Origin of the sequence: Candidatus Pantoea formicae, from assembly GCF_011752625.1 — a bacterium.
GTDB classification, from domain to species: domain Bacteria; phylum Pseudomonadota; class Gammaproteobacteria; order Enterobacterales; family Enterobacteriaceae; genus Pantoea; species Pantoea formicae.
In genome coordinates this window covers 15,271-28,492 of sequence record NZ_VWXD01000015.1, presented here as the reverse complement: position 1 = coordinate 28,492, position 13,222 = coordinate 15,271, and the positions used below count along the sequence as shown (strand labels likewise).

Here is a 13,222-nt window from a genome sequence, read left to right as displayed (position 1 = left end):
TCAATGTGCAGCCGCTGAGTGCGCGGTAAATTTTTCACCCACGATCAGGTTCACAATGTCGCTGAGACTGGTATCGGCCACTCGGCGGTCGGCTACGTTAGTGCCTTCATACATCACCATGATGCGGTCGCACACCAGGAAGAGATCCTGCAGGCGGTGCGTAATCAGAATCACGCTGACGCCGCGCGCCGACACGCGGCGAATCAATTCAAGTACCGCCTCCACTTCGGCGACTGCCAGTGCCGCCGTGGGTTCATCCATGATCAGGACTTTCGGGTCAAATGCCGCAGCGCGTGCAATGGCAATCGCCTGACGCTGTCCACCTGAGAGGTTGCGAACTAATAAGCGAGTATCGGGAATCGAGATCCCCAACCCTTTCAGCATGTCGCGGGCTTCAGCATGCATTTTTGCTTGGTCAAGAAAGGGCACACCGAGCACGCTTTTCATCGGCTCACGGCCCATGAATAGATTACCCGCCACATCCACAGTGTCGCACAGTGACAAATCTTGATAGACCATTTCGATATGGCAGCGACGTGAATCAGCCGGGTTGTTGAAATGTTGCAGTTCCCCGTCAATACGGATGGTCCCGCTGGTGGGGATCACGGCGCCTGAAAGGACCTTGGTGAGTGTCGATTTGCCGGCACCGTTATCGCCGACCAAACCGAGCACTTCTCCCGGCGCAAGCTGCAAATTGACGCCGCGCAGGGAGCGAATCGAACCGTAGGTTTTGGTGATATTCACCATTTCAACCCGGGCAGGAAGAGCTTGTAATTGCTGCATTGGACAACTCCCATCAACGCTTGTGGGAAATGTTTGTCCTGTTGGGAAAAAGGACTCATCCAGCACGGTTTACAATCTAGTAAACCGGTTTACCTACCAGATAAGACTTTTGTCAAAACCAACAGGACAAACGCTACAATGATATTTACTCGCCAGGTACGACATTGCAGCATCCATGCCAGCCTGCATCGCAGGCACTGCACTTTCGGTTAACTTGTTGTAAAGCATCACTTGTTAGGTAATTTTCAAGTAAACCGGTTTACTCACTATAATGCGATTAAAAAATTTAGCTCACTTTTTGCGCCATTGTTGTGCGCTTTTGCATCATTTTGGGACGCTGTTAACAAATCCAATCGAATCACGCCCAATCCATTCAACCGGCAAACGTGTCTCCATGGGGATATCGGATTCGTTGTTGAGCAGGCGTAGCATGATGTTGACCGCTGTGTGGCCGAGTTCCCTTGCGGGCTGGCGGATGGTGGAGATTCGGGGTTGCGTAAGGTCGGTATAGTTTGCGTCATCGAAACCAACCAGTGACAGGGCGGCGGGAGCCTGTAAACCGTTGGCACGCAAACCGTCGAGCAAGCCCAACACCAGGTAATCACTGGCGGCGAATACCGCGGTAGGGCGTTGGTCGCAACTGAACAGATGATTCAGCGCCTGCTGGCCGAATTCGCGAGCATAGTTGCCGTACATCACCCACTCGGGCGGCACCGCCAAACCGGCCTGCTGCATCGCAGTGCAAAAACCCAGATAGCGTTCGCGTACGCTCATCAGCTGTTCCGGCCCGCCGATAAACGCGATTCGCGTGTGCCCAGCGGCGATCAGTTGCTCAGTGGCAATGCGTCCACCCTGCACGTTATCCGCAAACACCTTGGGTACCTGGCTGCCGGGGATATCTTCGTCCAGCAATACCACGTGGTGTTGACGCTGGATTTCAGCCCGCAATACGCCGTTATCTGGGCGGTTGGTGGTGAACAGCAAACCATCCACCTGGCGCGTGTCCAGCCAGCGAATAAATTGCGCCTCTTTGTCCGGATTGTTCCGCGTGATGCACAACACCAGACTGTAGCCGCGCGCAGAGGCGGCTTCTTCGGCCGCATCGGCGAGTTCCGCAAAGAAGGGGTTGGTGATATCAGGCAGCACCAAACCCAGCGTTTCACTGCCGCCTTTGCTTAAGCGCCGCGCGAGACTGTTGCCGCGATAATCGAGGGTGTGAATGGCGGTTTCAATACGGTCAATGGTCTCCTGAGGCAGCACGATGCTGTGATTCATATAACGTGAAACCGTGGCTTTCGACAGGCCAGCCAGCTTCGCGACATCAGACAACAACACGCGTTTTGTACTCATGAATTTCGCCATTTCTGCTCAGGTGGTTTATCTGTAACACAGTTAAGCGTTACTGATACAGCGCTTTCCCTTTTACGCTGATCGATAAATAAACACTTGACAAAAAAATCCATGAGGCGAATTGTATAAACCGTTTACCGCAGTACCGGGAATAGCTTCCCAACCCGCTTCGAGCTATTTCAACCGCACTCCCAACGGAGGGGATGCCGAAATAGTGAAATTCGGTGGTATCAAAAACGCGACTTAAATGGCGTGTTCTGCATTATTTAATCGATATTTGCCTGCCAACATAAACTCTCAGCGTGATAGCGCTGGGTAACGCTGATTATTATTTATTCCCGACGAGGAACTCAATGATGTCATCTTTCACCGGAAAACTGCGTTCAATGGTTTTGGCAACGACACTCCTCTCCGCAGGATCGTTATTTGCAATGGCTCAGGCCGCACCCACTTATGCATTAGTGCAAATTAATCAGCAGGCGCTGTTCTTTAATCTGATGAACCAAGGGGCACAGGATGCGGCGAAAGCCAGTGGCAAAGAGTTGGTGATCTACAATGCCAACGATAATCCTGTGGCGCAGAATGATGCGATTGAAAATTATATTCAGCAGGGTGTGAAAGGTATTCTGGTGGATGCCATTGATGTTAACGGTATCATGCCGGCGATTAAAGAAGCTGCCGCTGCGAAAATTCCGGTGATTGCCATTGACGCGGTATTACCGGCAGGACCGCAAGCCTCACAGGTTGGGGTAGATAACCTGGAAGGCGGGAAAATCCTCGGTAAATACTTTGTTGATTATGTCGCGAAAGAGATGGGCGGCAAAGCGCGTCTCGGTATTGTAGGTGCGTTGAATTCAGCTATCCAGAACCAGCGGCAGAAGGGCTTTGAAGAGACCATTAAGAGCAACAGCAAAATCACGGTTGCTGATGTGGTTGATGGGCAAAATATTCAGGACAACGCGATGAGTGCAGCGGAAAACCTGATCACCGGTAATCCAGACCTCACGGCAATTTATGCCACGGGAGAGCCGGCACTGCTGGGGGCTATCGCAGCAGTAGAGAATCAGGGGCGTCAGAAAGATATCAAAGTCTTCGGCTGGGATTTAACCGCTAAAGCCATCAGTGGAATTGATGGCGGTTACGTTGCTGCGGTGCTGCAGCAAGACCCGAAAAAGATGGGTGAAGACGCGTTGAAAGCCCTGAATGCCATTAATGAGGGCAAAACGGTCAGCAAGAATATTTTGGTTCCCGCAACTGTGGTGACCAAAGCGAACGTCGACACTTACCGTCCGCTGTTTAAGTAAGCAAACCGCCCTTACGGGCGGTGAGTCAGGATTGCCGTCAGCTCATCTACCGTAGGGAAGGCGTTCAGGGTACCAGTGCGGCTGACGGTGATGGCCGCCGCGGCACTGGCATGATACAGGGCAAGTGCATCAGGTTCGACGCCACGTATCAGGGAAGACGCCAGTAACACCGCCAAAAAGGTATCGCCAGCGCCGGTACTATCTACTGCTTGTACGGGTGCCGCGGGACAAAAAAGGTGGTCGTCAGCCCGGAAAATGTCGGCACCAGCAGCCCCTTGCGTGATCACCAAGGTGTTGACACCCGTGGGATGCAGTAATTCGGCTTCATGTTGATTGACCACAGCAATATCAATCAACGGCCATAAATCGGCAAAGTCAGGATTAACCGGTGAGGGATTAAAAACAGTGATTAAGCCGTGGGATTTCGCCCAACTAAACAGCGCGCGGGTTTTTTCTACGGAGAAATTACCTTGTTGTAACAGTATATCGCCAGGTGCAGCATCCGCTAAATAAAGCAGGATGCGCTCCAGCGCCAACGCTTCTGCTGCGGCGAGGGTGGTAATAATAGCGTTGTCACCATCACGACTATTGAAAATAATGGAGGTGTCACTGTGATCGAATAAAGCCACTTCGGGCTGTAGCGATAAGTTTTCACTCTGCATACGCTCGCGGATCCACTGACCATGAATATCACGGCCCGTAGCTGCGATTAAATGAGTGTCGATACCGCAGCGTGAAAGAATAATCGCTTGGTTAGCGCCTTTCCCACCAATATCCTGGGATATTTTTCGCCCATGTATTGAGGCGCCTTTTTGTGGCAGTTCATCAATGGACCACGTTTCGTCAACAACAATATTACCTGCAACATATACACGCATGGTTTTCTCGTTAATAAGGTGAAAGAGATGGCTTCTATATCAGCAGAAAAAAGTAGCGCGATACAAGATATTTTTTCACGAAAGAAAGCAGTGATTGGTGTTATTCATTGCGATGCATTTCCAGGGTCGCCAAAATATCGTGGAAAATCAGTTTCAGATATTATCGATCGTGCTTTACGCGATGCGGATAATTATCTCTCTGGAGGTGTTCATGGTTTGATTGTTGAGAATCATGGCGACATTCCTTTCGCTAAACCCGAGGACATCGGCCCTGAAACCGCTGCTTTTATGGCAGTCATTACTGAGAAGATCCGTCAACGCTTTGGCGCACCGCTGGGGATTAACGTGTTGGCGAATGCCGCGATTCCAGCCATTGCCACCGCGCTGGCAGGTGGCGCTGATTTTGTGCGCGTCAACCAATGGGCCAATGCGTATATCGCCAATGAGGGCTTTATTGAAGGCGCCGCAGCGAAAGCGTTGCGTTACCGCAACCAGCTGCGCGCTGACCATATCCGCGTATTTGCCGATAGCCACGTAAAACACGGCAGCCATGCGATTGTGGCGGATAGATCGATTCAGGAACTGACACGCGATGTCGATTTCTTCGAAGCGGATGCTGTGATTGCCACCGGACAACGAACCGGTGACAGCGCCACCTTGAGTGAAATCGATGAGATTCGTGCTGCTACCGAATTGCCGCTGCTGGTGGGTTCAGGCGTCACGCCAGCCAATGTTTGCCAGATTTTAGGGCGCACCCAAGGGGTGATCGTAGCCAGCACCATGAAAGTGGATGGCGTGTGGTGGAACGACGTTGAACTGGCGCGCGTGAAGCATTTTATGTCGGTGGCGCAGGCTGCACTGGAGGAGGCGTAATGAGCAGCTTTACCGATCACTTGTTGAACGAGCATCAAGCGGTGTGGCAAGCCATGCAACAGCATCGCTTTGTGCTGGACATTGAACATGACCAACTCCCAGACAGCGTGTTCAATCGCTATTTAGTGTTTGAAGGCAACTTCGTGGCCACCGCCATCGCTATTTTTGCATTGGGGGTGAGCAAAGCGCCGGATATACGTCAGCAGCGCTGGCTTATCGGGGTGCTCAATGCCCTGGTGGACACCCAAATAGCCTGGTTCGAAGCCGTGCTCGCGCAGCGAGCAATTAACCCCAGCGACTATCCCGATGATTTGCCGGGCGTGAATCGCTTCCGTGACGGCATGCTGCGTGTGGCGCTGCAGGGCAGCTATGCCGAGATTATTACCCTGATGTTTGGTGCTGAGTGGATGTATTACCACTGGTGCAAGCGCGTCAGCGCGCAACCTCAAAGCGATGCGGATGTGCGCCGCTGGGTAGAGATGCACGCTGAAGAGGAGTTCCACCAACAGGCGTTATGGTTGAAAGCCGAACTGGATCAGTGCGCATTGTCACTCAGCATTGAAGAGAAACAGCGGCTTACCGAGCTTTACGGCACCGTACTGCAATGGGAAATCGACTTCCATAGTGCGGCCTATCTGGAGAGTGTGGATGAATAGCTGTTTTATTGAAGCGCGCAATATCTGTAAGCGCTTTGGCGCATTAACCGCACTCAATCAGGTGAGCTTATCTATTCATCGTGGAGAAGTGTTGGCGTTGCTAGGTGATAACGGCGCGGGAAAATCCACCTTCACTAAAGTACTTTCGGGTGCCTATAGCGCCAGTGATGGCGAACTGTGGATCGAGGGAAAAGCGGTGAAATTTTCCTCGCCCAGACAAGCTGCTGAACACGGTATCGCCACTATCTATCAAGAGTTGGCATTGGCTGAGAACCTGAGCATCGCTGAAAACGTTTTTCTGGGCCGTGAATTGAAACGACGTTTTTTGGGCATCCCCTTCCTTAAGCGGCGTGCGATGCGCGAGCAGGTCGATCAGTTATTGAAGGATCTTGATGCACATATCTCCGATGCAGAGGCGGCGGTTGGCAGTTTGTCGGGTGGGCAACGGCAAGCTGTGGCGATCTGCCGCGCTCTGAATCTTAATGCACAGTTGGTGATCATGGATGAACCCACTGCGGCTCTAGCCGTCGCTGAAACCCAGAAAGTCCTGCAACTCACACGACGACTCGCCGAACGCGGCTGTGCGGTGGTGTTGATCAGCCACAACATCAGTGATGTGTTTGCGGTGGCCGATCGCATGGTGGTGTTCCGACGCGGACGCAAAATTGCTGAGCGTCGCCATGCTGACACCACACCAGATGAAATCGTCTCATTGATTACCGGTGCGCATCCTGATGCGCGCGCCTTCGAAAACACCTAAATACCAGGGGAAACATCATGCGTCGAATTGCTACGGCTGTCTGTTCTTTGTCACTGCTGGTTGCTGGCGTCGCGATCGCGGCGGAAAAAGTGGCCTTTGTGCCGCAGATTATTGGGATTCCTTATTTTCAGGCGATGGAAGCCGGGGGGAAACGCGCGGCGAAGGATTTGGGGGTCGAGTTCGTCTATAGCGGACCGGTCGACACCAATCCCATGGATCAACTACAAATTGTGCAAAACCTGATTGCACAAAAGGTCAATGCCATTGGTATCAGTGTGTTAGATGCATCAAGTATCGCGCCAGTAATGGCACAAGCCAAGTCCAGCAATGTGCATCTGTTTACCAGTGACAGCGATGCGCCAGACAGCGGACGTCCCGTGTACGTTGCACAAGCCACCGACCAGGGGCTCGGTGACACCATCATCGACGAGATGGTCAAGCGGGTGGGTGATAAAGGGAAAATCGGCATTGTTTCCGGCGAAGCCACTGCCTCGAACCTTAATAGCTGGATTAGCTTTATGCAGCAACGGGTTAAAAGTAAATACCCGCACATCACCCTGCTCAAGCCGCAATATGCCGGTGGCTCGGCCAGCCGTGCTGCGCAGATCACCACCGACCTTATGTCAGCCAATCCCGATCTAAAAGGAGTGATCGCGATGGCCTCGACAACCTGCCCCGGCGTAGCACAAGCGATTGAGAGTGCAAAGAAAAATGACAAAGTGATCGGCAGCGGCTTTTGCAGCCCGAACACGGCACGCGCCTATTTGAAAAGCGGTGCGTTTGGCTACACCGTGCTGTGGGATCCAGAGAAGCTGGGATACCTGACAGTGTGGGCGGGCAAGCAGCTTATCGATGGTAAACCTTTTGCTGCGCAAAACAGCGTGCCGGGTTTCGCTCAACCCGTAACCTTTGACAGTAAAACCGGCGTGCTGTTATTGGGTAATCCGGCTGTATTTACCAAAGATAACGTGGATCAGTTCAACTTCTGACGGGGCTTCGCATGCACATGACTTCACGGGAGATCGCCTTACTGGCGATCGCCTTGATAGCGATTGGCTGCTTCTCATGGTTCTCACCCTGGTTTGCCACAGTCGACAATCTGCTGACTGTGCTGCGTAACAGCAGCGAGTTGTTGTTAATTGCATTGGGTATGACGCTGGTGATTGCTATGGGTGGCGTGGACGTCTCTGTTGGCGTAGTGATGGGCGTGGCGGCATGGGGCACAGGCCAACTCCTGATGCTGCAATCTCCTTGGCTCGCTGCTCTAGCCGGACCTCTTATCGGTCTACTGGCAGGGTTGATCACTGCACTGGTGGTGGTGCTGGGCCGCATGCCTGCGATTGTCGGGACATTGGGGTTGTTTGGCGTTTGGCGTACTGGGTTATTTGTGTTGCTCGGAGGGCAGTGGCTCTCGGGTTTACCCAATACGTTAACTCAGGGATTGATGCAGACGCTGATCGGCATACCACTGATGGCGTGGATCATCGCCATCGCGTGGTTGCTGGTGTGGCTGGCGCTGCGGCATACGCCCTATGGATTGTGGCTGTTGGCAGCGGGCAATTCAGAGGAGAAAGCACGACTGGCTGGCATTCCTGTCACGCAGGTACGGATTGCCACGTTTTTGATCAGCGGCGCGCTGTGTGGCTTGGCGGCAACCTGTTACATCGCGACCTATCGCAACGTTGAAATGACGGTGGGGGGCAGCCTGGCGCTAGAAGCGATTGCGGCGGTGGTGCTCGGCGGCACGCGTATTACCGGAGGATCCTGCAGCCTGTTAGGGACATTGTTAGGGGTTCTGCTGCTACGCATTCTGCAAAATGGTTTGTTGCTGGTGGGAGTGCCTTCTCTTTGGCAAACCGTGGTAACGGGGGCAGTGTTGCTGGTGGTACTGAGTAGCGAGGCGGCCAGCGGTCGGGTATTGGCTTTCAGGAGAGTGTCATGAACATCTTACGCAGATCTCCCGAAATCGCATTACTGCTGGTGCTTTGGCTGATGCTGGTGTTGGGGATTGTATTGGCATTACCACAGATGTTGGCGCCATGGTCACTCACTTCCATTTTGCAATTCGCGACCTTGCTCTCGCTGGTGGCATTAGGCCAGTCGCTGGTGGTGATGACCGGCGGCGGAGGCATCGATTTGTCGGTTGGTGGCAACGTATCACTTTCGGCGGTGATGGGGATGTTAGCGCTGAACCAAGGCGTAAGTCCGGCCTTGCTTCCGCTGATTTGCCTGCTGAGTGGCACCCTGGCTGGTGCGCTGAACGGCTTCCTGGTGGCTCGACTCCGGCTGTGGCCCTTGATTGTCACGCTCGGAAGTTTCTACCTGTTTTCCGGCTTGGCGTTGGCATTAACCGGCGGCGCAGCGATTGCCGGTGTCCCCCCGGAACTGACGCAATGGGGAAGAGGGGTGAGCTTCTCATTCCCGTTACCTTTTATTACCTGTGTTGTTCCGGCGTTTGTTGTTGCTTGGCTGATCTTGAGCAAAAGCGCGTGGGGCAAGTGGATTTATGCCAGTGGCTTCAACGAGCACGCGACACGTTTGGTGGGAATTCCCGTGGACCGATTGCGCCTACTGGCTTATTGCCTTAGCGGACTGTTAGCGGGTTGCGCTGGCTTCGTCTCACTAACGTGGCTTGGCAGCGCCCGACCGGAAATCGGCGTCAATCTTGAACTGGAATCGCTTACCGCTGCTCTGCTAGGGGGCGTCGCCATCTTTGGCGGTCGCGGAAGCGTGATAGGGGTCATGGCCGCAGCATTGATGTTGGTCACGATCAAAACTTGCATGTTGCAGCTAGGCCTCAACAGCGTCTGGCAGCTTGGCGCTGTTGGCATGTTGCTCATCGTCGTCTTAATGGCACAACGACTTTTCATTTATCGGAGATAACGCATGAGTTTGACTGAAAAAATTAACGCACACGTTGATGCCAGCGCTGACCGTATTGCGCAGACACTGTGTGATCTGCTGGCCTTTCCCTCTATTGTCAAAGTCGATCCCCGCGAAGCGGGTCCGGGTGAACGTGATTGCCAGCTTTATTTGCAACAGCGGCTGACTGCGTTGGGCATGGCAACGGATTTATGGGATCCCGATGGTCCTGCGTTACTGAAAAAATATGCGGGTCGTCCCGGAGCCCACAAAGGGCGTACCTTTGAAGGCCGTCCCAACTTGGGTGGCACACTGCGCGGTGCGGGGGGCGGTAAATCGCTGATGCTAACCGGGCACATTGATGTGGTGCCACCGGGCCCGGCAGAACATTGGCACAGCGGTCCTTTTGTGCCGGTGATTAAGGAAGATAAGGTGTATGGCCGTGGTGCCGTGGATATGAAAGGAGGGGTGGCCTGTATGCTGATGGCCGTCGAGTTGTTACAAGACCTCGGTATTCAGTTAGCGGGTGACGTGGTGTTCACCACGGTGGTGGATGAAGAGATTGGCGGCATGGGCTCGTTAGCGATGGTAGATCGCGGCTTTAAAGCAGATGCTGGCATCATGACGGAACCGACGGCCAACCGCATTTCACCCATCTGCCACGGTATTCTGTGGGCGAGAATTATTTTGGACGGGATTGGTGGGCATGCGGAATTGACGCCAAACAGCTGGGACAGCAGCGGTCCGGTGGATGCTGTGATGCTGTGTCGCCAGATGCTGGATGGCATTGATGTGTTGAATCGCCGCTGGCAAACACAGCCGGAGAAAAATCATCCCCTAATGGCGATGCCTAATCAAATCATCGTGACGCAATTGAAAGTGGGTGAACACCCAGCCTCCATTGCCGGTCGCGCAGAGATAGTGATCGATGTGCAGTACCTGCCTGGTGAGAAAGATGAGATGGGGCTGGGTGGAAAGGTGAAAAAGGAAATCGAAGCGCATATCGCCAAAGTGTGTGCTCTGGATCCTTATCTCGCGAAACATCCGGCACAAGTGGAGTGGATACTTGATGCCGATTGCGCGGAGATTGAGGCTGAGCACCCGTTCGTCACTACTTTCCAGCAAGGCGTCAGTGAGGCAGCACTCAATCCTGCGCTGGCGGGCTTTGGCGCGCACAGTGATATTGGCCTGCCGAGTACGCTCGGACAAACGCCGACCGTGAACTTTGGTCCTGGCGATCCGGCAATGTCACACCAACCCAATGAGCATGTACCCATTAGCGACTTAGTGGCCTGCACGAAGGCGATTGCGCTGACGCTGGTTCGTTGGTGTGGTGTAAAGGAACCGGCCTAATCTTCTTCTACATTCCAGCGTCGTATCAACCTGCTTTTAGTCCCTCGGATTTGGCAGGTTTTTTCGTTTTAAACTCTCGCCTTCGATCACAATTCAACCTTTTATCCCATAGGATTCTGTGATTCGTGCCGCATCCCTGTTGCCAGGAGAGTGGGCTTTGTGTGGATTCTGATAGTTTATATTGTACAACCTTATTTTACACAGTAAAACATGACGTCTTTTCCTGATAACCATAATCAGATCCTGCGAGGAAAGAATGACTGAACAAACCCTAAAACATGCCCCGGCCTCGGCACTGGAGCGCGATACGATGCGGCGAGTGATCTGGCGCATTTTGCCTTTCCTGGTGGTGAGTTACCTGGTCTCCATTATCGATCGTGGCAATATCGGCATGGCCGCGTTACAGATGAATGAAGATTTAGGCTTAAGTAAGGCCGCTTTTGGCTTTGCCAGTAGCCTCTACTTCGTGGCGTATTTTCTCTTTGAAGTGCCCAGCAACCTGGCAATGCAAAAGGTGGGGGCGCGGCTGTGGATCCCTCGCATCATGATCAGCTGGGGTATCGTTTCCATGTGTATGGCGCTGGTTGAGACGTCATCCTCTCTCTATGTGCTGCGTTTTTTGCTGGGTGCAGCAGAGGCGGGGTTCTTTCCTGGCGTGGTGCTCTACCTCACCTGGTGGATCCCCGCCCGTTATCGCGCAAGAATCATCGCTTCCTTTATGGTGGCGATCCCGTTAGCGAATTTTATCGGCTCTCCGCTCTCTGGCCTGATCCTCACGCTAGACGGTTGGATGGGGCTTCGCGGCTGGCATTTGCTGTTTATCATTGAGGGCTTACCTGCGGTGTTACTGGGTATTGCCGCCTATTTTGTCTTGAGTAATCGCCCTCACGAGGCGCGCTGGTTGAATCCAGAGCAAAAGCAGTGGCTGGTGGAGACGTTACAAGCGGAACGTCAGCAGCAGAAAAACATCGGTCACATCTCAACCTGGCAGTTGCTTAAGCACAAACATATCTGGCTGATGGCGCTGATCTACTCGGGCGCGTCAGCAGCGGGTACAACTTTGAGCGTTTGGTCTCCGCAATTGCTGAAATCTTTCCATTTAGACAATCTCACCACCGGTTTGCTGAATGCCATCCCTTATGGTCTGGCATCTGTATTGATGATTGTGTGGGGGCGAAGCTCCGATCGCACAGGTGAGCGTCGTTGGCATACGGCACTAACGTTGTTCATGATTGCAGGCGGGATATTCGCGGCCTTTGTGAGCCTCTCACTGCCTGCGACTGTCATCATCATGAGCTTGATTTTGGTGGGTGCTTATTCGATGAAAGGGCCGTTTTGGGCACTGGCGGCAGGTTGGATGAGCAGTGGTTCAGCCGCCGCAGGACTTGCAGCAATTGGTGCCATAGCCAACCTAATTGGTGGTGCCGTTATGGTGAACGCGTACGGCATCATTAATGAGAAAACCGGAAGTCATACTTTGGCGCTGTTACCACTGGCTGCGCTCTGTCTAGCCGGGGGAATTGCCGTAGTGATGATGGGGCGCAACCTTTCGCGGCGTGAAACGCAGGATGACGCCTTATCCAGTCATACGTCCTGAAAACCAAACCGGTGCATTGCGCACCGGTTCTATATTGTGGCTATCAGCTCTCGCTGGCCAGTGCTTCAGCACCATATTGCACTGTGCAAAAAGCTTTTGACGCGCCTAACTTCATGGAAAGACGAGCGGCAGTCTGACTCATCTGTTGGGCAATACCTTCTTCCCGACGCGATTCAACTAAGCGGGAGGCAGGACCGGTTAATGCCAATGCGGCGATCAACTTGTCATTCACGCCAAATACCGGCATGGCAAAAGCGGCTGTGTGGGGATCGCGTGCGCCCGAGGTATAAAGTGGCAGTGGCGGTTCTACATCAAACAGCGCCTCATTTTGCCCCCAGTAGCGTAACACTTGGCTAATCGCCGAATTATCCAGGGGGAAAATAGTGCCTGGCAGACGGCTATGGCGTAAACCTTCTGAAGCTTCTGCACGGAACAAGCACATGCGCTGCCCGCTTTCAATCACATACCAACTGGCACTTTCGTGACTGGTTTGTGCCAACTGATGCAGTTCAGGTTGCACAACGCTCGCTAAATGGAACGATTGTTCATAAAGCTTACCCAGGTAAAGCAGTCGTGGCCCCAATCCATAGCTGCCATTTTCATGGCGCACCACATAGTTCATGCGTTCCAGAGAATTCATCAGGCGATAAACTGTGGTTTTATGATATCCAGACGCCTGTGACAACGCTGTCAGCGTCAGGCTATCGTCGCCCGGACGGAAGCAGTCAAGCAGCGCAAGCGCCTTTTCCACCGCAATAACGCCTTCATTTCCCATGCATTCCTCCTGTTTTGAACGACAGAGAGTG

The 13,222-nt window shown here is 53.2% G+C and carries 13 protein-coding genes; 9 read left to right on the top strand and 4 right to left on the bottom strand.

Annotated elements, in window-relative coordinates:
• Positions 1 to 747, bottom strand: coding sequence for an ATP-binding cassette domain-containing protein (locus tag F3J38_RS24795; RefSeq protein WP_167143521.1), 747 nt, complete (start codon positions 745 to 747; stop codon positions 1 to 3).
• 360 nt (positions 748 to 1,107) lie between these two features.
• Positions 1,108 to 2,145, bottom strand: a complete 1,038-nt coding sequence (locus F3J38_RS24790) for a LacI family DNA-binding transcriptional regulator (protein ID WP_167143353.1) — start codon at positions 2,143 to 2,145, stop codon at positions 1,108 to 1,110.
• Positions 2,146 to 2,486: 341 nt separating this feature from the next.
• Between F3J38_RS24790 and F3J38_RS24785 the strand changes: the two genes are divergently transcribed.
• Positions 2,487 to 3,437, top strand: a complete 951-nt coding sequence (locus tag F3J38_RS24785; protein WP_167143350.1) for an ABC transporter substrate-binding protein — start codon at positions 2,487 to 2,489, stop codon at positions 3,435 to 3,437.
• Between the two features lie 11 nt (positions 3,438 to 3,448).
• Here the strand turns inward: F3J38_RS24785 and F3J38_RS24780 are convergent, their stop codons facing one another.
• On the bottom strand, positions 3,449 to 4,315 hold the full coding sequence (locus F3J38_RS24780) for a PfkB family carbohydrate kinase (protein ID WP_167143347.1): 867 nt from the start codon (positions 4,313 to 4,315) through the stop codon (positions 3,449 to 3,451).
• Between the two features lie 27 nt (positions 4,316 to 4,342).
• On the opposite strand from F3J38_RS24780, the gene F3J38_RS24775 reads away from it, so the two are divergent.
• The 8 genes from F3J38_RS24775 to F3J38_RS24740 all read left to right on the top strand — a co-directional run bounded on the left by F3J38_RS24775 (position 4,343) and on the right by F3J38_RS24740 (position 12,416).
• Positions 4,343 to 5,188, top strand: a complete 846-nt coding sequence (locus F3J38_RS24775) for a BtpA/SgcQ family protein (protein WP_167143344.1) — start codon at positions 4,343 to 4,345, stop codon at positions 5,186 to 5,188.
• Positions 5,188 to 5,844 carry a TenA family protein gene (locus F3J38_RS24770; RefSeq protein ID WP_167143341.1) on the top strand — a complete coding sequence of 219 codons (657 nt, stop codon included), beginning with the start codon at positions 5,188 to 5,190 and terminating at the stop codon, positions 5,842 to 5,844. Before F3J38_RS24775 ends, F3J38_RS24770 begins: the two co-directional genes overlap by 1 nt.
• The gene (locus F3J38_RS24765) at positions 5,837 to 6,604 is read left to right on the top strand and encodes an ATP-binding cassette domain-containing protein (protein ID WP_167143338.1); all 768 of its coding nucleotides are present in this window, start codon (positions 5,837 to 5,839) and stop codon (positions 6,602 to 6,604) included. The genes F3J38_RS24770 and F3J38_RS24765 overlap by 8 nt, the downstream gene beginning before the upstream one ends.
• A gap of 17 nt (positions 6,605 to 6,621) precedes the next feature.
• Positions 6,622 to 7,593 carry an autoinducer 2 ABC transporter substrate-binding protein gene (locus F3J38_RS24760; RefSeq protein ID WP_167143335.1) on the top strand — a complete coding sequence of 324 codons (972 nt, stop codon included), beginning with the start codon at positions 6,622 to 6,624 and terminating at the stop codon, positions 7,591 to 7,593.
• A gap of 11 nt (positions 7,594 to 7,604) precedes the next feature.
• Positions 7,605 to 8,546, top strand: a complete 942-nt coding sequence (locus tag F3J38_RS24755; RefSeq protein WP_167143332.1) for an ABC transporter permease — start codon at positions 7,605 to 7,607, stop codon at positions 8,544 to 8,546.
• Positions 8,543 to 9,487, top strand: coding sequence for an ABC transporter permease (locus F3J38_RS24750; RefSeq protein WP_167143329.1), 945 nt, complete (start codon positions 8,543 to 8,545; stop codon positions 9,485 to 9,487). Before F3J38_RS24755 ends, F3J38_RS24750 begins: the two co-directional genes overlap by 4 nt.
• 3 nt (positions 9,488 to 9,490) lie before the next feature.
• Positions 9,491 to 10,819, top strand: a complete 1,329-nt coding sequence (locus F3J38_RS24745) for a M20 family metallopeptidase (RefSeq protein WP_167143326.1) — start codon at positions 9,491 to 9,493, stop codon at positions 10,817 to 10,819.
• Between the two features lie 256 nt (positions 10,820 to 11,075).
• Positions 11,076 to 12,416 (top strand): MFS transporter, encoded by a 1,341-nt coding sequence (locus F3J38_RS24740; RefSeq protein WP_167143324.1) that lies wholly within the window; start codon positions 11,076 to 11,078, stop codon positions 12,414 to 12,416.
• 43 nt (positions 12,417 to 12,459) lie between these two features.
• On the opposite strand, the gene F3J38_RS24735 is transcribed toward F3J38_RS24740, so the two are convergent.
• Entirely contained in the window at positions 12,460 to 13,191 is a 732-nt protein-coding gene (locus F3J38_RS24735) for an IclR family transcriptional regulator (RefSeq protein ID WP_167143321.1), read from the bottom strand.
• Between the last annotated feature and the right edge of the window lie 31 nt (positions 13,192 to 13,222).

Bases quoted from the DNA above. Each gene is read 5' to 3' on its own strand.
- F3J38_RS24795 (WP_167143521.1), bottom strand. From the start codon at position 747: ATGGTGAATATCACCAAAACCTACGGTTCGATTCGCTCCCTGCGCGGC.
- F3J38_RS24790 (WP_167143353.1), bottom strand. From the start codon at position 2,145: ATGGCGAAATTCATGAGTACAAAACGCGTGTTGTTGTCTGATGTCGCG.
- F3J38_RS24785 (WP_167143350.1), top strand. From the start codon at position 2,487: ATGATGTCATCTTTCACCGGAAAACTGCGTTCAATGGTTTTGGCAACG.
- F3J38_RS24780 (WP_167143347.1), bottom strand. From the start codon at position 4,315: ATGCGTGTATATGTTGCAGGTAATATTGTTGTTGACGAAACGTGGTCC.
- F3J38_RS24775 (WP_167143344.1), top strand. From the start codon at position 4,343: ATGGCTTCTATATCAGCAGAAAAAAGTAGCGCGATACAAGATATTTTT.
- F3J38_RS24770 (WP_167143341.1), top strand. From the start codon at position 5,188: ATGAGCAGCTTTACCGATCACTTGTTGAACGAGCATCAAGCGGTGTGG.
- F3J38_RS24765 (WP_167143338.1), top strand. From the start codon at position 5,837: ATGAATAGCTGTTTTATTGAAGCGCGCAATATCTGTAAGCGCTTTGGC.
- F3J38_RS24760 (WP_167143335.1), top strand. From the start codon at position 6,622: ATGCGTCGAATTGCTACGGCTGTCTGTTCTTTGTCACTGCTGGTTGCT.
- F3J38_RS24755 (WP_167143332.1), top strand. From the start codon at position 7,605: ATGCACATGACTTCACGGGAGATCGCCTTACTGGCGATCGCCTTGATA.
- F3J38_RS24750 (WP_167143329.1), top strand. From the start codon at position 8,543: ATGAACATCTTACGCAGATCTCCCGAAATCGCATTACTGCTGGTGCTT.
- F3J38_RS24745 (WP_167143326.1), top strand. From the start codon at position 9,491: ATGAGTTTGACTGAAAAAATTAACGCACACGTTGATGCCAGCGCTGAC.
- F3J38_RS24740 (WP_167143324.1), top strand. From the start codon at position 11,076: ATGACTGAACAAACCCTAAAACATGCCCCGGCCTCGGCACTGGAGCGC.
- F3J38_RS24735 (WP_167143321.1), bottom strand. From the start codon at position 13,191: ATGGGAAATGAAGGCGTTATTGCGGTGGAAAAGGCGCTTGCGCTGCTT.